This window comes from Pontibacter sp. LHS1, from assembly GCF_058932855.1.
In genome coordinates this window covers 231,772-251,346 of sequence record NZ_JBZYWF010000002.1, presented here as the reverse complement: position 1 = coordinate 251,346, position 19,575 = coordinate 231,772, and the positions used below count along the sequence as shown (strand labels likewise).

The 19,575-nt window shown below is 53.1% G+C and carries 16 protein-coding genes; 1 reads left to right on the top strand and 15 read right to left on the bottom strand.

Annotated features, from left to right (window positions below):
• Nucleotides 1-19: 19 nt before the first annotated feature.
• From AC5FXQ_RS05440 to AC5FXQ_RS05370, 15 genes are all read right to left on the bottom strand, one after another.
• Nucleotides 20-592 carry a hypothetical protein gene (locus tag AC5FXQ_RS05440; RefSeq protein WP_493601477.1) on the bottom strand — a complete coding sequence of 191 codons (573 nt, stop codon included), beginning with the start codon at nucleotides 590-592 and terminating at the stop codon, nucleotides 20-22.
• Between the two features lie 276 nt (nucleotides 593-868).
• Nucleotides 869-2,323 carry an NADH-quinone oxidoreductase subunit N gene (locus tag AC5FXQ_RS05435; protein WP_493601476.1) on the bottom strand — a complete coding sequence of 485 codons (1,455 nt, stop codon included), beginning with the start codon at nucleotides 2,321-2,323 and terminating at the stop codon, nucleotides 869-871.
• 5 nt (nucleotides 2,324-2,328) lie between these two features.
• On the bottom strand, nucleotides 2,329-3,939 hold the full coding sequence (gene nuoM, locus AC5FXQ_RS05430) for an NADH-quinone oxidoreductase subunit M (protein WP_493601475.1): 1,611 nt from the start codon (nucleotides 3,937-3,939) through the stop codon (nucleotides 2,329-2,331).
• On the bottom strand, nucleotides 3,936-5,822 hold the full coding sequence (gene nuoL, locus AC5FXQ_RS05425; RefSeq protein WP_493601474.1) for an NADH-quinone oxidoreductase subunit L: 1,887 nt from the start codon (nucleotides 5,820-5,822) through the stop codon (nucleotides 3,936-3,938). The genes nuoM and nuoL overlap by 4 nt, the downstream gene beginning before the upstream one ends.
• A gap of 4 nt (nucleotides 5,823-5,826) precedes the next feature.
• Nucleotides 5,827-6,120, bottom strand: a complete 294-nt coding sequence (gene nuoK, locus AC5FXQ_RS05420; RefSeq protein WP_493601473.1) for an NADH-quinone oxidoreductase subunit NuoK — start codon at nucleotides 6,118-6,120, stop codon at nucleotides 5,827-5,829.
• 11 nt (nucleotides 6,121-6,131) lie between these two features.
• A complete protein-coding gene (nuoJ, locus tag AC5FXQ_RS05415; RefSeq protein WP_493601472.1) occupies nucleotides 6,132-6,689 on the bottom strand; it encodes an NADH-quinone oxidoreductase subunit J in 558 nt (185 codons plus the stop codon).
• A 3-nt stretch (nucleotides 6,690-6,692) separates the two neighbouring features.
• Nucleotides 6,693-7,208 carry an NADH-quinone oxidoreductase subunit NuoI gene (gene nuoI / locus AC5FXQ_RS05410; RefSeq protein WP_493601471.1) on the bottom strand — a complete coding sequence of 172 codons (516 nt, stop codon included), beginning with the start codon at nucleotides 7,206-7,208 and terminating at the stop codon, nucleotides 6,693-6,695.
• Nucleotides 7,209-7,486: 278 nt separating this feature from the next.
• Nucleotides 7,487-8,464 (bottom strand): NADH-quinone oxidoreductase subunit NuoH, encoded by a 978-nt coding sequence (gene nuoH / locus AC5FXQ_RS05405; RefSeq protein WP_493601470.1) that lies wholly within the window; start codon nucleotides 8,462-8,464, stop codon nucleotides 7,487-7,489.
• Entirely contained in the window at nucleotides 8,434-11,169 is a 2,736-nt protein-coding gene (gene nuoG, locus AC5FXQ_RS05400; protein ID WP_493601469.1) for an NADH-quinone oxidoreductase subunit NuoG, read from the bottom strand. Before nuoG ends, nuoH begins: the two co-directional genes overlap by 31 nt.
• Nucleotides 11,151-12,452: an NADH-quinone oxidoreductase subunit NuoF gene (gene nuoF, locus AC5FXQ_RS05395; protein WP_493601468.1), complete on the bottom strand. Its 1,302-nt coding sequence runs from the start codon at nucleotides 12,450-12,452 to the stop codon at nucleotides 11,151-11,153. Before nuoF ends, nuoG begins: the two co-directional genes overlap by 19 nt.
• Nucleotides 12,453-12,471: 19 nt before the next feature.
• Nucleotides 12,472-12,936, bottom strand: a complete 465-nt coding sequence (gene nuoE / locus AC5FXQ_RS05390; protein WP_493601467.1) for an NADH-quinone oxidoreductase subunit NuoE — start codon at nucleotides 12,934-12,936, stop codon at nucleotides 12,472-12,474.
• A 16-nt stretch (nucleotides 12,937-12,952) separates the two neighbouring features.
• Entirely contained in the window at nucleotides 12,953-14,701 is a 1,749-nt protein-coding gene (gene nuoC, locus AC5FXQ_RS05385) for an NADH-quinone oxidoreductase subunit C/D (protein WP_493601466.1), read from the bottom strand.
• A 483-nt stretch (nucleotides 14,702-15,184) separates the two neighbouring features.
• Nucleotides 15,185-15,823, bottom strand: a complete 639-nt coding sequence (locus AC5FXQ_RS05380) for an NADH-quinone oxidoreductase subunit B (RefSeq protein ID WP_299700340.1) — start codon at nucleotides 15,821-15,823, stop codon at nucleotides 15,185-15,187.
• A 79-nt stretch (nucleotides 15,824-15,902) separates the two neighbouring features.
• Nucleotides 15,903-16,337, bottom strand: a complete 435-nt coding sequence (locus tag AC5FXQ_RS05375; protein ID WP_493601465.1) for an NADH-quinone oxidoreductase subunit A — start codon at nucleotides 16,335-16,337, stop codon at nucleotides 15,903-15,905.
• 31 nt (nucleotides 16,338-16,368) lie between these two features.
• Nucleotides 16,369-16,806 carry a CBS domain-containing protein gene (locus AC5FXQ_RS05370; protein ID WP_493601464.1) on the bottom strand — a complete coding sequence of 146 codons (438 nt, stop codon included), beginning with the start codon at nucleotides 16,804-16,806 and terminating at the stop codon, nucleotides 16,369-16,371.
• Between the two features lie 313 nt (nucleotides 16,807-17,119).
• On the opposite strand from AC5FXQ_RS05370, the gene ppsA reads away from it, so the two are divergent.
• A complete protein-coding gene (gene ppsA / locus AC5FXQ_RS05365) occupies nucleotides 17,120-19,522 on the top strand; it encodes a phosphoenolpyruvate synthase (RefSeq protein WP_493601463.1) in 2,403 nt (800 codons plus the stop codon).
• Nucleotides 19,523-19,575: the final 53 nt, after the last annotated feature.

The following is a 19,575-nucleotide window of genomic DNA, read 5'->3' as shown; positions in this document are numbered from 1 at the left end:
TCATCTTTTTTGCTGCCTGTTATCGCGTTTGCATATGAAGTGGCGAATGGTACACATACTGGCTTAGCTCGCTACGCAGCTGTCGGTATGTTTCGTCGTCACCATAGAGGTGCATGCGCTTACTGCTTGTGCCTGCCAGAACTCCTAAACCGGCTCCGATTATAGAGCCCGTAACTGCCCCCAATATTGTGGAGCTTTGCCTGTCAAAAATCTGGATACATCCGAACCCACCTCCTGTAGATGTATTGCAGGGACTATAAGTTAAATTTCCAATCAAACCGCCAGCAGCTAGACCAAGTATACCGCCAGCAAGAGCAGTGCGGCCTGTGGCACTATTCTTTCGGATGCGTAGCATATAGATTTCCCTGACCGGATAGGTATACAGTTTAGGAACGCCGGTTAGTTGCCCCCTGTGGAACTGAGCCAGTGGCACGAACTCTAACGAAGAATCGCTCAAAGCTGTGAAGACACCTACCAACTGCAAGCCATTGTGTGTAGTGACCTGAACACGATATACCTGCTGCTTTATTGGTTGTCCGTACCCTGCAATGAACGAAAAGAACAGCAGCACTAGCAGTACAGCTTTTGTCATAATTCGTGTTTTTAATAAAGCATACAGGCGTGGAGGCTATTTTTAAATACGATATATTTTGGGAATAAGTCAATATTTATTTTGATTATTTTTAGTAAGATAAAAGCTTCATATTTATGTCTTGGTCTCAATAATGAGAGTCAGATAAAGGCTCTATTGAAGTTGTGGGTAAGGTCGTAGATATTATAGTTACCCTGATTTCTATAGTGTAAAAGTGTTTTTAAAACAAAAAGCCCTTCTATGTGAAGGGCTTCGATTGGACAACATATTTTTTGATTATGGAGCCGCCGTTGCAATCAATCCCTGAATTACCTGCAATAATCCTGACGGATACACGCCAATGTATACCAGCAATAATGCCAGTACGGTAAGCGTCCCCACACTGGCCACATAGATGGAAGGGCGCAGCTTGCCACGAGGATCAGCCTCGGCCTCTGCTTCCGGCTGCTGGAACATCACGGCCACAATGCGGATGTAGTAAAACAGACCGATCACACTGTTGAGCGCCAGCATGACCACTAGCAGCCACAGTTGTGTATTCACGCCCGCCGCCAGAATGTAGAACTTGCCGACAAAACCCGCTGTGAGCGGTATACCTGCCAGCGAGAGCAGCATGGCCGTGAATACCGCCGCCGTCCACGGTCTGCGCCAGAGCAGGGCACGGTAGTCTTCGAGCTGTTCTGCGTCACGCTCTTTGTCCGACAGCATGGCCACTACACCGAAAGCTCCGACAGTGGTGATGAAGTAAGCCACAAGATAGAAAGTCACCGCTTCCACACCCATTTGGTTACCGGCCAGGAAAGCCACCAGCAGGTAGCCTAAGTGCGCAATGGAGGAGTAGGCGAGGATGCGCTTGACGTTGCGCTGCAACAGGGCCAGCAGGTTACCGGCCAGCATGGAGGCAATGGCCACAATGGTAAAGATCAGCACGAGGGTCGGGTAGCGGAAACCGTCTACTTCCATGAAAAAGCGAATGAGTACGCCCAGTACGCCGCCCTTCGAAACAGTGGCGATGAAAGCCGTGACCGGAGCCGGTGCGCCTTCATACACATCCGGTGCCCACATATGGAAAGGCACCACGCTCAGCTTGAAACCAATGCCCACGATCATCAGCCCGAAACCGGTGAGCAGGAGCAGTGGCAGTTCTGAGAAGTTACCTATAGCCGCGGCTATACCTGCAAACTCCATCGTACCCGTGCTGGCGTAGACCAGCGCCATCCCGAAGAGCAGGAAAGCGGAAGAGAAAGCCGCCAGTATTAAATATTTTATACCCGCTTCATCGGAGCGCTCGCGGGTGCGGAGGTAGGCGATGAGGGCATAAAGCGACACACTGAGAATTTCCAAACCTAAGAACAGCGAAGCAAAATGCGTGCTGATGACGAGCACGCAGGCCCCAATGGTCGCCAGCAAAAGCAGGATATAATACTCTTCCTTGCGCTCTTCCCGTTGCTCAAAATAAGCATAGGACAGCATGCTAATAAGTAGCGACGTGAGCAAAATCATGCCGATGTAAAACACGCCAAAACCGTCCACCACCAGCAGCGGCTCAATGGTATAGCGCCCGACATCCCGCAGCTCAAACAGCGAGGCAAAAGCAGCCAGAAAAGAGACTGCCGTAATCACGTACATGATTTTGTGGTTGCGCCCCACGGCTATCACCAGCATGGACACCAGCACCGCAAAAGTGAGGATGAGCAGCGGCATGAGGTGTTGGAAATCAGTCAGCGTCATATCTTTTAATTTGAAGATTTGAAAGTATGGAGATCTGAAGACGGCTTCGCGTCTTCCAGTTTAACTGTGCTTGCTTCGTTTTTGCTCTCTTCTGCACGCGCCATGGTCTCTAGTTTTTGCAGGGTTTCTTCCTGCTCTAATGGAGGTTCGGTATAAGCCTGCAGTTGCTCCTGAATGCTCGGGCGGGCAGTGTCAAGGACAGGTTGTGGGTAAAGACCGAGCCAGAGTATCATGGCCACCATAGGTATAGCAATCAGCATTTCGCGGGCGTTCATGTCGGGTAGCGGTTGCTCGAGTGTATACTCTTGGAAGAAGATTTTCTGCATGATGCGCAGCGAGTAAATGGTGGCCATGACCAGGCCGATGGTGGCAAAAACTGTCAGCCAGTTGTTCGCTTGCCAGGAGCCGACCAAGGTCAGGAACTCCGCGATGAAGTTACCAAGTCCAGGGAGGCCGAGCGAGGCCATAACGAAGATGAGTCCGATGACACCCATCTTGGGTGCTGTGGACCAGAAGCCGCCCATCTGCCGGATGTCGCGGGTATGGAGGCGCTCGTAAAGGAAGCCGGCGATGATAAAGAGGGCGCCGGTACTCAGGCCGTGCGTAATCATTTGCATGACCACGCCTTGCAGTGCCCACTCGTTGAAGGAGAATACCCCGAGAATCACAAAACCCATGTGACTCACACTGGTATAGGCCACCAATCGCTTGAGGTCAGTTTGCGAAAAGGCCAGAATTGCGCCGTAGATAATGCCGATTACCCCCAGCAGCATGGCCCAGGGCGCAAACTCTACCGTAGCAGTCGGGAAGAGGGGGAGCACGAAACGGAGCAGTCCGTAAGCGCCAGTCTTGAGCAGCAGACCTGCCAGAATTACACTGCCTGCCGTCGGCGCTTCGGAGTGTGCGTCGGGTAGCCAGGAGTGGAAAGGCACCACCGGAAGTTTCACTAGGAAAGCCGCCAGAAAACCGAACATCAGCAGGCGAGCCGCTTCCGGTGTTAGTGTTGTTTTCAGTAACTCAAAATAGCTGAAGGTGTAGAGGCCAGTTTGGCTACCATGGATGAAGTAGAGCCCAAGGATGGCCAGCAGCATGAGCAGACCTGACGCCTGTGTGAAGATGAAGAATTTGTAGGCGGCGTAGCGGCGGTTTTCGTGTCCCCAAATGCCAATGAGGAAGTACATCGGGATAAGCATGACTTCCCAGAAAAAGTAGAACAGAAAGAGATCCATGGTGAGGAACACCCCGGTTATACCTGCCAGCACCCACAGCAAATTGAAGTGAAAGAAAGCGACCTTGCTTTGAATTTCCCGCCATGAAATAAGCACTGCCAACAGACCTATAAAAAAGGTGAGCAGCAGCATGAGCAGACTTAGTCCATCCAGCGCCAGACTAAAACTGATGCCCCATTGCGGAATCCAAGTCTGGTCGAACTGAATCAGCCAGGCAGAACCCAGCACAGGAACAGGGTTACTCAGCCACAGGTATAGCGTCATCAGGAAAACAGCCATAATGGAACCTAGCGCCACCCAGCGCGGAAGGATACGGTTTACCTTTCCGGAGATCCAGGCCAGCACGCCGCCGACCATCAGTATCACAATTAGCCAGACCAGTATCATAGCAGTAGACTTATTGTTAGAATCATAATCGCGCCGACCACAATGCCTGCCACGTAATTGCGCATAATGCCGGTTTGTGTGGTGGAAAAGAGTTGGTGCAGCCCTTGGGTTGCATTGGTAATGAAGGTGTAGATGGAGTCGATAAAATCGCTTTTGTTCACTTTCGACAGGTATACATAAGGTCGCACAAACAGCGTATCGTAAAGCTGATCAAAGCCCCAGCCCGAATGCCAGAAGCGGTGAATCGCCATGGCCGTTTCAGAGCGATGGATGTTCTCAATCAGCTCCGGCTTTTTGTAATAGAAGAGGTAAGCAATGAAAATACCGCCCAATGAAATGACCGCCGCCAGTAATTGCAGCATCCACTCATACTGGGTGAAATCTGGCACCACATTTACAGCAGGCAGGATAGGAGCTAAGAAGTCGGAGAACAGCACCACATGGCCAAAGTTGTGTGGTAACTCGATGAAACCACCGGCAAAGGACAGCACGGCCAGTATAATCAGTGGCACCGTAATCGCCAGAGTCGGCTTATGCCCGATATGCGTTCGCTCTTCGCCAAAAAAGGTCAGGAAGACCATCCGGAAGGTATAGATGGAGGTGATGAATGCACCCAGCAAACCGGCTAGGTATAGCCAGATGTTGCCGTTCTCACCGGCCAGTTGCAGCCACAGGATCTGGTCCTTGCTGTAGAAGCCCGCCGATACCAGCGGGAAGGCCGCCAGTGAGGCAGCACCTATCAGGAAGGTATAGAACACGACGGGGAGTTTCTTGCTCAGTCCGCCCATTTTCCGCATGTCCTGTTCGTGGTGCAGCGCCAGAATAATGGCCCCGGCACAAAGGAAAAGCAGCGCCTTGAAGAAGCCGTGAATCATAAAGTGGAACACACCCGATGACCAGGCACCCACACCCAAAGCCAGAAACATATAGCCTACCTGACTAATGGTGGAGTAGGCGAGTACCCGTTTGATATCGTACTGCGTGAGGGCCGCAAAACCTGCAATGAGCAAAGTAACAGCGCCAATCACTGCTACGGCCATCATCGCCACCGGCGACAGCGTAAAAATCACGTGCATGCGGGCAATCAGGTATACCCCGGCCGTCACCATGGTCGCGGCGTGTATCAGCGCACTCACCGGAGTCGGACCCGCCATGGCGTCGGGCAACCAGGTTTGCAGCGGCAACTGACCCGACTTGCCGACAGCACCACCCAGCAAGAGCAGGGCAATAATCAGGGCCGTTTCATTGCCGATGTTCCATACCTGCACCGCTTCCGTGGAAATGCTCTGGATGTGCAGCGTACCAAAGTGTTGAAAGAGCATGAATAGGCCGATGGCCATGGCCGTGTCCCCTACGCGGGTGATGATGAAAGCTTTGCGGGCGGCATAGCCGTTGGCGGGTTCTTTGTACCAGAAGCCGATGAGCAGGTAGGAGCAGAGGCCTACACCTTCCCAACCCAGGTATAGCAAAAGCAAGTTGTCGGCCATCACAAGCATCAGCATGGAGCCTACAAAGAGGTTCATGCAGGCGAAAAATCTTGCGTAGTCTTTGTCTTCGGCCATGTACTCGGTGGAGTAGATGTGAATCAGAAAACCCACAAAGGTGATGACGAAAATGAAGACCATCGAGAGCGCGTCGAGGTGGAAGGCAATGGAGGGACTGAAGCCCGCTACATCAAACCACTGCCATACTTCCTGCCGGATAAAGGCCGGACGCGAGCTAAGGTATTCTATACCCAGCACCAGCGTAACAGCTGCCGAAATACCGACGCTGCCGACTCCAATGGCCGAAACTAACGCACGGGATATGCGGTTGCCGAAAAGCACCAGCAAGAGGGCACCGGCAAAGGGCAGGGCGGGGATTAACCAAAGTAATTCTCCCATAGCGTTATCCTTTCATAAAGTTGGCTGTATCGCTGTTGAGCGTCTTCAGCTGGTGATGAATCTGCAGTATCAGGGCCAGACCAACCGACACTTCGGCGGCGGCCATCGTGAGAATGAAGATGAACATGATTTGTCCGTCCGGCTGCGCCCAGTGGCTACCCGCCACGATAAAAGCCAGCCCGGCGGCATTGAGCATGATCTCCACGGAAATGAGCATGAAAATGATGTTGCGGCGAATCATCACACTGATAAGCCCGAGCATGAAGAGCACGCCCGCCAGCAATAAACCGGTTTCCATTGGTATAGTAGTCATATGGCAGCGCTCCTCTCTTTTTGCGGTTCTTTTTCCTGCAGGAAGCGGTGAATGACTTTCTTCTTCTGACGGCCCAGGTGGTAGGCCCCGACGATACCTGCCATCAGGAGTATACCAGAGAGCTGCACACCCAGCACATAAGGTCCATACAGCGCCAACCCGACAGCACGAGCGTCGACGTAGCTGGCGGCGGCAGGAGCGGCGGGCATTTCAGCGATGACCAGCAGGTATACCAACTCAGCCAGCAAGACAAAAGAGAGGAGGGCAGGGCCGACCCAGAGCTTGGGCTGGAGCCATGCTTTTTCCTGTTCCACATCTTCGCGGGTTAGGCTGAGCATCATAATGACGAAAATGATGAGCACCACAATGGCCCCGGCGTAGACGATGACTTCCAAGGCTGCCATAAAGGGAGCTCCCATGGTGAGGAACACCACGGCCACAGCCAGAAAGGAGACCACGAGGTAGAGCAGGGCATGAATCATGTTGTAGCGCGTGATGACCATGATGGTGGCCAGCACGGCGACAACTGCGGCTATATAAAATGCGCTTTCCATAGGCTATGGGATTAAGCTTTTGATGTCTATTGGAGGGGATTCGTTCTCGGCTTCGCCCTTGCCTTTTCCGCCGATGGCCAGACCCGCTACCTTGTAGTAGTTGTAGCCATGGTACTTGCCCTGCCCGTTGATGAGGAGGTCATCTTTCTCGTAGACAAGGTTCTGGCGGTTGTATTCTCCCATCTCAAAGTCAGGTATGAGCTGGATGGCGTAAGTAGGGCAGGCGTCTTCGCAGAAACCGCAGAAAATGCAGCGCGAAAAGTTAATGCGGAAGAACTCCGGGTAGCGTCGGCCAGTTGGATCTTCGGTGGCCTGCAGGGCAATGCAATCCACGGGGCAGGCGGCGGCACAGAGGTTGCAGGCCACGCAGCGCTCCCCGCCGTCCGGGTCGCGTGACAGCACAATGCGTCCCCGCCATCTGGTCGGGAGAATGGCCTTTTGCTCCGGATACTGAATGGTTTCCCGCTTATGAAACGCATGCAGAAACGTGAGCCACATACTGCGCAATAAACTAAACATAAGTGCTCCTTTCGTTTATCATTGTTTTTTAATTGCTGCGAAATTCTCTTTACTTGTCGTAAGCGTTACTCTTCGCAAATTCTCCCCTTGAGGGGAGTTTGAGGGGTGTTCATCATGCACGATTGTCATCCCCCTGCCCCCTTCAAAGGGGGACTTTTAAGTTCCCTGTCTTTTATTCTTATCGAAGTTATTTGGCACTTAGCGATTGACTTTCCAACTGGCTTTACACCCCTATGGTCCCCTCAAGGGGACAGTCTCATTTTATCCAATTCTAACTCCTAAACTCCCTCAAACCCATCATTCAACCACAACACAACCCCAGCCGTCACCACTAGATTCAGTAAGGTTAGCGGCAACAGAACCTTCCAGCCATACTCCATCAACTGGTCATAGCGTGGTCTTGGCATGGAGGCGCGCAGGAGGATGAAGACCATCAGGAAGAAGGCCGTTTTGAGGATAAACCACACGATAGGAGGCAGGAAATCCGGGCCGAGCCAGCCGCCGAAAAACAGGACTACCATCATGCAGGAAATCAAGGTGATACCCATGTACTCACCAATGAAGAACATGCCGAATTTCATGCCCGAATACTCCGAGTGAAAACCGGCGACCAACTCACTTTCCGCTTCCGGCACGTCGAAGGGGAGGCGGTGTGTTTCGGCTATACCTGCGATGAAGAAGATGACGAAGCCGACGATTTGCGGTACCACGAACCACATACCCCGCTGCGCTTCCACAATGGTGCTGAGGTTAAAGGAACCCGCCATGATCACCACGCCCATCAGCGACAGGCCCATAAAAACTTCGTAGGAAATCATTTGCGCCGCACCACGCATGGCGCCCAGCAAACTGTACTTGTTATTGGAGGCCCAGCCCCCCAGAATGATACTGTAAGCACCCATCGAGGACATCGCCAGAAAGAACAGCAAACCGATGTTGAGGTCGGCGACTACGATGCCTGGCGCAAAAGGAATCACGACGAAGGACATCAGCACCGTGACCACCACAATAGCCGGGGCCAGAATGAACACTGGTTTATCGGCGAAAGGCGGAATCCAGTCCTGCTTGAAGAACAGCTTAATGGAGTCTGCGGCCACAATCAGCAGGCCGAAGGGGCCTGCGCGGTTCGGGCCATATCGGTCTTGCAACAAAGCCAGCCCGCGTCGCTCTACCCAGATAAGCAGTGCCGCCACGTTGAGCATGACGAACAGTACGCCGCCGATAATCAGTAAGTAGTTTGGGGTTGCTGTTTCCATTTGAGTTCTCGGTTAAGTATGGCCCACGCAGGCAGTTCGGCATAAGGTATACCCGGCAATCCGGCGGGCATACCTGCGGTGCCGCTGCGGATAATCGGACTTATTTTCACTGGCAGTTGGTATACCTGCCCTTCGATGGTGAAGCTCAAACTCTGGCCCACCTGCAGCTTCATCTGGATGGCGTCTTCTTCGTTGAGCAAAACATAAGGCTCCGGCGCCCGCTCCACAATCGGTGGGGAGTGCATGCTGAGTTCTTCTGAACCGAAAATGTGGTGGAGCGGCAGCATGTACAGGTGGCCTTCCAGCGGCTGGAATTTCTGCGGCACCGTCTGGGTATGGGGTGCTGTGTGGCTGGTGTCGGGTTTAATTAAGCGCAAGCCCGGGTCGCCGCCTTTGAGATGTCCGCCGACTTCCTGTTGGTACTTGTTAGTGGCCTGCGCGGAGTTCCAGCCTGGCGCCCAGAAGAAAGGAATGATAGACGAAGGTGGCTGTCCGCGGTAGCCTTCCATGGTATAGGAAAGCGGCGCGTCGGGGTCCACCGGTGGTTTGGGTTCATTCACGTTGATGTTGGCCAGCATGGCGGTGCGGCCGCTGAAACGGTGCGGTGCACGCGGTATTTTCTGTCCGGCAATGCGGAAATCGGTGCCTGGCGCTACAGCGTCTACACCTTTAAACTCCGGCATCTCTTTTACCATGGCCTGCAGCACGTCGTCGAAGCCGTGCCAGTGACTGATGCGGTCGTGGGCCAGCAAAGTGCCCAGTTCGCCGAGCCAGCGCCAGCTTTCCTGCAGGTCTTCACCGGTCGGGTATACTTGGAAGAAGCGTTGCGCCCGGCCTTCGTTATTTATCAGCGTGCCATCGGCTTCTGCAAAGGTGCCGGCTGCGAGCAAAATGTCCGCTTCTTCGGTAGTGGCATTGTGCAGGTGGTCGATCACGATCACGTTCTTAGCGGTCTTCAGAAAATTGGTCACCATACCTGCATTGGCTCTGCGGTAGAGGTCGTTTTCGAGGATGATTACCGTATCGGCATAACCGTTGAGTATCGCTCCAAAAGCCGACTCCAGTCTGTGGCCGCCCAGCATAGCGAGACCCATGCTGTTGCATTCCGGCAAGGTGAGCACAATGCCTGCTTCCTTTTCTTTCGCTACCAGCGCATTGGCGATGTTAGCTGTGGCCATTAGCACCCGTTCGCTGCCGCTGTGCGTGCCTGAAATGACAAGAGGCTTTTTGGCCGCCATCAAGGTATTGGCAATCTGACGTGCCAGCTGCAGTTCGTCTTCGTTCAGCCCTTGTACTTCCGGGAAATCGGCATGGATAAAGTGCGCCACAGCAAAGCCCAGGCGCGCGATGGCGTCAGGCGAGTCCTGGTAGGTATGGGTAGCGATTTCGTCGAGTTTTGTGTCGTGGATGGTAGCGATGAAGAGCGGCCCCATCTCATCCTGCATCAGTTCCCGCACAGCCGCGTCCTGCCATACCGGAATATTGGCTTTTGAAATATGTTCGAGGGCAGGTTGTTTGCGCACCGATTGCCGCACGGCCAATGCCAGCATAGGAGCGGTGTTAAGGAGGTCTTCACCAAGTATAAACACGGCGTCAGCCTGCTCCACTTCCCGCAAGGATGGGGTACGGGCGGCGCCTTCTTTCAGAATCTTCAACGCCAGACATACCAAGTCGTGGTCTGCGTCAGATACACCGTCGTGGAAGTTGTCTTCACCGACTAGCGTCTTGAGCATGAAGTTAGATTCCAGCGAAGCACGTGGCGAGCCAATCCCTATCACGCTACCCGTACGGAAAGCCGCAGCCGCAGCTTGCAGGGCTGTGAGTTTATCGGTTGCTTCCGGCAACTGTGCCCGCACCAGCGGCTTGCGGATACGGCCGACGTGGTTCACGTGCTCGTAGCCAAAGCGGCCGCGGTCGCAGAGGAAATAGCCGTTCACTTCGCCGTTATACCGGTTGGTGATGTTGCGCAAGGTGCCATAGCGTTCGCCCGCCGAAATGTTGCAACCGAGGCTGCAGTGGTGACAAACGGAAGGGGCCATGGTGAGGTCCCATTTGCGGGTATAGTGCTGCTTCAGGGTCTTGTCGGTGAACACGCCCGTTGGGCAGACTTCCACCAGATTGCCGCTGAACTCGCTTTCCAGCACTCCATCTTCGTGGCGACCAAAATACAGGTGATTGTGAGCGGCGAATACGTCGAGATCTTTGCCGCCTGCATAGTCTTTATAGTAGCGCACACAGCGGTAGCACTGTATGCAGCGGTTCATTTCGTGGTTGATGAACGGACCGAGGTACTGGTTGATGTAGGTGCGCTTGTCGAAGCGGTAATTGCGGTAGTTGTGCCCGGTCATCACCGTCATGTCCTGCAGGTGGCAGGAGCCGCCTTCGTCGCACACAGCACAATCGTGCGGGTGATTGGTCATCAGCCAGCCAATCACGTGCGCCCGGAACTCCTTCGCTTCCATGTCGGCGATGGAGATGCGCATGCCGTCTCGCACCTGTTCCATACACGACATAAAGAGCTTGCCCTTGGTGTCGTTTTCGTCCTTGTATACCTTCACGGCGCACTGCCGACAGGCACCGATTGAGCCCATAGCCGGGTGCCAGCAAAAGTAGGGAAGGTCCTTGCCGAGGGTGAGGCAGGCTTCCAACAGGTTCTTGCCTGTAGGTACTTCGTAAGGTTTGTCGTCTATAAAGATGGTTGCCATACTTTTGCTTTGCTCCAGGGACAGTGTTGTTCGTGAATGTGTCGTTCAAAATCTTCTCTGAAGTATTTCAGAGCGCTCTGTAGGGGTTCCATGGCGCCAGGGGCAAGGGCACAAAAGGTGTTGCCGGGGCCGAGGTATTTGGTATGAAAATCGAGTGTGAGAAGGTGTTCGGGTTTGCCTTCACCGTTATCAATTGCGAGTAAAATCTTCTCTACCCAAGGCAACCCTTCGCGGCAAGGCGTACAGAAGCCGCAGGACTCCTGCGCAAAAAAGTGCTGCAGGTTGTGCACGAAAGCAACCGGGCAGGTTTGGTCATCGAGGATAATCATCGTGCCCGTACCCATGCGACTGCCGGCTGCCTGAATGGCGGTATAATCCATGGGCACATCCATGTGCTCTTCCACCAGAAAATCCGTGGAAGCGCCGCCCGGCAATAGGCCTTTAAACAGGTAGCCGTCCTGCATGCCACCACCGTGCTCTTCAATCAGTTCGCGTATGGTGGTGCCCATCGGCAGTTCCCAGCAACCGGGCGTTTTCACGCGACCGCTGATGCCGTAGAGTTTGGTGCCGGCGTCTCCGGTTTTGCTCAGACCTTTGAACCACTCCGCGCCGTTGTTGATGATGTGCGGCAGACAGCAAAGTGTCTCCACGTTGTTCACGATAGTCGGCTTTCCAAACAAACCGCTTACTTGCGGGAAAGGCGGCTTGGCACGTGGATTCGCCCGTTTGCCTTCAAGGGCATTGAGCAAAGCAGTTTCTTCGCCGCACATATATCGGCCCACACCCGTGTGCAGGTGCATATCCAGACTAAAGCCCGAACCCAGAATATTCTCTCCCAGATAGCCCGCTTCGTAGGCTTCGTCTATGGCTTTGATGATTTCACGGGCAGCCACTTTATAGGCCCAGCGCATGAAAATATAGGAAATGCTGGCGTCTATGGCATAGGCCGCCACAATCATCCCTTCTATCAGTTGGTGCGGATTTCCTTCCAAGAGCACGCGGTCCTTAAAGGTGCCGGGCTCCATCTCGTCGGCGTTGGCCACGAGGTATTTCGGCTTGGCCGCTTCAGGTCCCATCGGCACGAAACTCCATTTCAGGCCAGTGTTAAAGCCCGCTCCGCCACGCCCCCGCAGGTCGGAGGCTTTGACCAAATTCTGCACATCGGCAGGGGTCATTTCTTTCAGGATTTTGTGCACGGACTGGTAGCCGCCCACTTTCTCGTATTCTTTGAGCGAGAGAGGTGCACGTCCGGGGACAATGTGTTGGGTCAGGGGCTTCTCCATGGGTATGCCCGCTTGGGTTTTAGGTATATTTTTCCAGAATCTCGTCCAGTTGTTCCACCGTTAGGTTACGGTACAAATCGTTGTCAATCATAAGGGCCGGGGCACAGTCGCAGGTACCGAGGCAGCAATTGGGTAGCAAGGTAAAGCGGCCATCTTCTGTGGTCTGGCCGTATTTGATGTTGAGTTTTTCGTAGAGGTGGTCGCGAATGCCTACGTAGCCCATTACCCAGCAACTGATGCTGTCGCACACCAATATCACATGCCGCCCCACCGGTCTTCGGAAAATCAGGTTGTAGAAGGTCGCCACGCTGTCCAGTTCCGCCGGCGACATCCCCACATAGTCCGCCACATCTTTCAGGCTCTCGTCCGATACCCAACCATGACTTTGCTGCACAATTTTCAGCGCTTCAATGCAGGCATTCTTCGGCGAAGGCACCAGGCTGATTTCGTGGTCGATCTTGTGTTTTTCTTCGGTGGTGAGCATAAGTTGAATTTTTGAGTTATCTATCGATATCCGCCAGTACATAATCCATCGCGCCCAGTATAGAAAGCAAGTCGGCTACAGTGTAGCCGCGGGTGATGTAGGGGAGCATTTGCATGTGCGGGAAGGAGGGAGTGCGGATCCGCACCCGGTAAGGAGAAGTGTTCCCGTCACTGGTCAGATAGTAGCCGTTGGCTCCTTTGGTAGCTTCGATGCAGCTCATGGCCTCTCCCGGCGGTATAACCGGTCCCCATGTCACGCCCAAAAAATGCGTAATCAGCGTCTCGATATCGTGCATGGTGTTTTGCTTGACAGGCGGTGTGGTTATCGGATGGTCGGATTTATAAGGTCCGGCCGGCATGTTCTTCACGCATTGCTCGATGATGCGAAGGCTTTGGCGCATTTCGGCTACCCGCACCACGGCCCGGTCATAACAATCGCCGTTGCTGGCGGTAGGCACTTCAAAGTCAAACATTTCGTAACCGGAGTAAGGGCGCATTTTGCGGAAGTCCCACTCAAAGCCACAGGCACGCAGGTTTGGTCCGGTCACGCCCCATTCAATGGCTTCGTCTTTGGTGAAGATGCCGATGCCAACGGTGCGGGCTTTGAAGAGGCTGTTCTTCATCACCATAGCATCGTATTCTTTGATTCGTTTCGGGAAGTAATCGATGAAGCGCTGTACCAGCTGTTCCCAGCCTTTGGGCAGGTCCTGCGCCACGCCGCCAATGCGGAACCAGTTCGGGTGCATGCGGCCGCCGCAGATGCCTTCGATGATGTCGAATATTTTTTCGCGGTCGGTGAACATGTAGAACACCGGCGAGAGTTGGCCCACGTCCTGCGCAAAGGTGCCGTACCACACCAGGTGACTGGCAATACGGAAGAGTTCGCACAACATCACCCGGATATACTTCACCCGCTCCGGCACTTCGATGCCTGCCAGTTGCTCCACGGCCTGCAGGTAAGCCAGGTTGTTCATCACACCACCGAGATAGTCTACCCTGTCAGTATAGGGGATGTAGGTATGCCAGGACTGCCGCTCACCCATTTTCTCGGCCCCACGGTGGTGGAAACCGATGTCAGGTATAGCGTCCACAATGTCCTCGCCGTCGAGCTGCAGAATGATACGGAGTACGCCGTGTGTGCCTGGGTGTTGCGGACCGATGTTGAGGAACATGAAGTCGCTGTCGTCGCTTTGACGTGCCAGCCCCCATTCTTCGGGTTTAAACTGCAAGGCCGATTGCTCGAGGTCTATCTTGTCGTCATACAGCTGGAATGGGCCCATCTCGGTAGCACGGGCCGGGTGCTCTTTGCGGAGCGGGTGGCCTACCCACGTGCGCGGCATCAAAATGCGGGACAGGTGCGGATGGCCTTCGAAGCGGATGCCGAACATGTCGTATACTTCGCGCTCGTACCAGTTGGCGTTTTGCCAGAGTCCACTGATGCTCGGTGCTTTCGGGAAGTCTTCACGTAGGCCCGCTTTTAGTCTGATGAAGGTATTGCGTTCAAAAGAGAACAGGTGGTAAATGAGCGTGAAGGAGTAAGGTATATGGCCGTTCTCTGGTTTGCGGGTGCGTTCGTCTATGGCCGTCAGGTCGAAGAGGAGGAGGAAGGGCTGGGGCAGGTCGTGCTTCAGGAATTTCAGTACTTCCGGCACATGGTCCACAGGAAGCCAGAGGGTGAGGATGTCATCCTTGGTGGTCTGCGTTTTGAACGTATCTTCGCCGTACCGCGACTTGAGTTGCTCCAGTATGCCGCTGTTGTTATTCATGGGAGGAGGCCGTTAAAATTTGATGTATGCTTAACTCATGTACTCTCTTTCTTTTTATGCTAAGTTTATACCTATACCTTGCTAGCGTAGCTAATGCTTTTTTATGATAGCATTATCCTATGCCCTGTAGCTTGCCCTGGCCGGGCGGGCCCTACTTTTTTCCTTGATGAAAAAAGTAGGCAATAAAAATCAAGACGTTCCAAACTCGCTGAACGCTCAAACAGTGGAGCGTCGGTAAAGTGCACCTGGTACACGTATTTGTTTCATCGCTTCCGTGCAAGGATGCCCAAAATGCGTGTGCGTGGTTTGTGCGGTCTGTATCTAAAACTAAAACTAAACTGAAGCCCTTATACTGACCAAATGCTAATGACTAAGAGTCCCCCTTTAAAGGGGGCAGGGGGATGTTATACATTTGCAGAATCCTGTTCCCTGCAAATCCTGACATAAACAGTTAACTCTCCAATTCCCCAACTCCTAAACTTATCAGATTTCATCCGGTGATCGAAACTCGTTCATCTGACTCCAGCGCTCTTTTTTACCTGCTTTCACTTCAATTTTCTCTGGGCGAATCACACCTTGTTCCCCAATCGTCCAGCTGAGAGGTCGTCTTTCCTTACCCACACGGTCTGCCAATAACATCAACCCTTCCATGAAGGCATCTGGTCTGGGAGGGCAGCCGGGAACATACACGTCCACAGGCAGAAATTTATCAACACCTTGCACGACGCTGTAAATGTCATACATGCCGCCGGAGTTGGCGCATGAACCCATCGAGATTACCCATTTTGGTTCCATCATCTGTTCGTGCAAACGCTTGATGATCGGGGCCATTTTGATGAAGACCGTGCCTGCGATGATCATCACGTCGGCTTCTCTTGGGGTGCCCCTAATTACTTCGGCACCGAATCGGGCTACGTCATATTTGGGCGTCATGCTGGTGGCCATCTCCACGAAGCAGCAGCTCAGGCCGAAGTGGAAAGGCCACATGGAATTCTTTCGGCCCCAGCCGATCAGGTCCTGCAGCGTGGTGAGCATGATGCTTTGCTGCACGGTTTCTTCGTAGGAGCTGGTGCCTGTCACGGCATTGGCTGGCTCGTCCGGTTTGCTTAACCACCATTTCATATCGTAGGGTGTTTCGTTTTATTATTCAGTTCCAGACCTTCTCTGACAGTCTTCTGAAAAAAAGTCCTTCGTCAAAATCTCAATTAAGGCTTGGGGTCTTCAACATGCGCTTGTAAGCCGCGAGTATCTTTTTGCCGTCCGGACCAAAATCCAAGGCGCCGTTGCGCCACTCGTAGATCAGCACCACAACCAGCATGGCTATGAAGACGAGCACGCCGAAATAGCCATACCACCCCAGTTCAGGGAATGCAATGGCCCAGGAGAAAATAAAAATGGTCTCCACGTCGAAAATCACAAACATCATGGCCACCATGTAAAACTGAGAGGAGAATCGGATACGGGCACCGCCTGCACTGACGATACCGCCTTCATACGGCTCACCAGTGGCGCGGGAATTTCCGCGCTGGCCGAGTACATAGGACAAGCCCAGTATCAACAATACCAGGCTAAGCACAATGGCACCATAGACTACCAGTGGCCACAGTAAAGTGGTTGTTTCGGCTGTTTCCTGCATAGTTTCTCCTAATAAATGATATCCGGGCTACCTACTCGTGGTGCCCGGTTATATAGTGTTCGAGGTCCTCGATTATGCACTTTTGTTCATCCATCATACACTTCACAATGTCACCGATGGATACCAGTCCGATCAATTCCTGATTGTCAAATACAGGTAGGTGGCGGATGTATTTCTGAGTCATCAGCACCATGCACTGATCCAGGGTCGTGTCTGGGGTGACAGTGACGGGATGCTCGCTCATGATCTCCTGCACCAGGGTATCACGGGAGGCTTTGCCTTTGAGGATGACTTTGCGGGCGTAGTCGCGCTCTGTGAATATACCGGCAAACTTACCCTTGTCCATCACAATGAGTGCGCCTACGTTTTGCTCCACCATGGTTTCAAGGGCACTGTAGACGGTGCTGGTTGGGGCAACAGAAATTACTTTATTGCCTTTCTTTTGGAGAATATGCCTGACTGTTCCCATAAAACCTCCTGTGTTATTGTAATATATGCTTGAATGTTAGGATGTTATACGTAAGGTTTTAAAATAAGGCAATGAATTATTTAAAAATTACTTAAAAATATTATAAATATATTCTTTTTAGTAATAAACAGGGCTTTCCTTGAACTGATGTTATGACTTAAGGCAGCTTTCTGAACGGATAATTATCCTTGGTATTTAGGAGAGATTGATTTGTATATAAGTCAAAACCAAGTGTTTATGCTTCCGTTATCAGAAGTGTATGTCGTGGCATTACCGCCTTTTGCCATCAATTCTATTCCCAAATCAGCCAGCCATGGAACCGTTCATCAAGCACTTTAAAGACATCAGCTACAAAGACCTCAGTAGAGTGGGTGGCAAAAACGCCTCACTCGGAGAGATGCATAACCAACTCAATCCGGAAGGTATACGGGTACCCGATGGCTATGCGACTACCTCGGCGGCTTACTGGCATTTTCTGGAGCACAATGAACTGAAGCAGCGGCTGACCGATATACTGGCGGAACTGGACACGAAGGATTTTCACAATCTGTCGGCCGTCGGTAAACAGGCGCGGGAGCTTATACTGAACGCCAGATTTCCCGACGAGATCCGGGAAGCGATTGAGGAAGGCTATACCTATCTGAAGTCGGAATACGGGGAAGACATCTCGCTGGCCGTTCGCAGCAGCGCTACCGCCGAAGACCTGCCCACCGCCAGCTTTGCCGGACAGCTGGAAACCTACCTAAACGTGAGTGGTCTCCAGAACCTCTACAAAGCCTGCCACCACAGCTACGCTTCTTTGTTCACAGACCGGGCCATTAAGTACCGGGTTGACAACGAGTTTGAGCACATGCAGGTGGCGCTGTCGGTAGGTATACAGACCATGGTGCGGTCCGACAAAGCCTGCTCCGGAGTAATGTTCACACTCGACCCGGATACCGGTTTCGAGAATGCCGTGGTCATCTCGGGTTCCTGGGGACTGGGCGAGAATGTGGTACAGGGCGCTGTGAACACGGACGAGTTTGTGGTGTTTAAACCGAAAATCGATAAGGCAAAGCAGCCGATCATTTCGCGCAAGCTGGGCAGCAAGGCCAAAACAATGGTATACGCCGAGAAGTCTGAGAATGAATTGCTGAGCCCAACGGATGCCATCGTCAACCTGGACACACCGGCTGAGCGGCAGGAGCAGTTTGTGCTGCAGGACGAGGAGGTAGTGCAGCTGGCGAAATGGGGCAAGCGGATTGAGGAACATTACGGCCAGCCGATGGATATTGAGTGGGCGAAAGATGGTCTGAACGGTGAGCTATACATTGTGCAGGCACGCCCCGAAACAGTACAGAGTCAGCACAAGAACGAGGCTTTCTTCACTGAGTATACTTTGAAAGAAGAGGGCAAAGTGCTCTGTTCAGGTATAGGCCTGAGTAACCGCATTGTGTCAGGTATAGCCCGCATCCTGAAATCTCCCGACGAGATCGACAAACTGCAGGAAGGGGAGGTACTCGTTACCCGCAAAACTGACCCGGACTGGGACCCGATCCTCAAAAAGGCCATCGCTATTATCACCGAACAGGGCGGTCGCACCAGCCATGCCGCCATTGTGGCGCGTGAGGTAGGTGCTGTGGCTGTGTTGGGTACTGACAATGCCACCAAAACCATACAGGACGGTCAGGAAGTGACCGTGTCGACAGCGGGAGGGGAGACAGGCTATGTGTATGATGGCAAACTGGACTGGGACGAGAAGAAGACCGACATGAGCAAACTCGGCAAGTCCAAGACAAAGGCCATGCTGATACTCGGTGATCCGGAACAGGCTTTTAAGTATTCTTTCCTGCCAAACGATGGAGTCGGGCTGATGCGCATGGAGTTCATCATCAACAACGCCATCCAGATTCACCCCATGGCGCTGAAGCACTTTGACAAGGTGGAGAATGAAGAAGCACGGGAGAAGATCGAGCAGCTCACGCACCACTACCCAAGCAAACAAGACTTTTTTGTAGACAAACTGGCCGAAGCAACCGGCATCATCGCGGCAGCATTTTACCCCAAGGATGTGATCGTGCGCATGAGCGATTTCAAGTCAAACGAGTACGCCAACCTGATCGGCGGAAGGCAGTTTGAGCCCGACGAAGCCAACCCGATGATCGGTCTGCGGGGGGCATCCCGTTACTATCACAAGCTGTACCAGGAAGGCTTCGAGCTGGAGTGCCGGGCCATGAAAAAAGTGCGGGAAGAGATGGGGCTGACTAACGTGAAACTGATGATCCCGTTTTGCCGCACCGTGGAGGAAGGCAAAAAAGTGATTGACCTGCTGGCTGACTATGGCCTGAAACGGGGAGAGAACAGTCTGGAGGTATACGTGATGGTCGAGATTCCGAGCAATGCCCTGCTGGCCGAGGAGTTTGCTGAGCATTTCGACGGCTTTTCCATCGGCTCCAACGACCTGACGCAGCTGACTCTGGGTGCCGACCGCGATTCCGGCCTGCTCAGTGATATTTTCTCGCCCTTTGACCGGGCGGTGCAGCAGCTGATCGTCATGACCCTGCAGAAAGCTAAAAAGACGGGTACTAAAGTTGGTTTATGCGGTCAGGCGCCGAGCGACTACCCCAGGTTCGCCGCTTTCCTGGTGGAGCACGGCATCGACAGCATTTCCTTTAACCCGGATGCATTTTTCAAGGGACTGGAGAATATGCTGGAGGCAGAGAAGCAGAAAAATTAGATGCCTCCCTTGTCGTTGTGCTATACCTGTGGGCATTTCTAGATCAAGTGCTG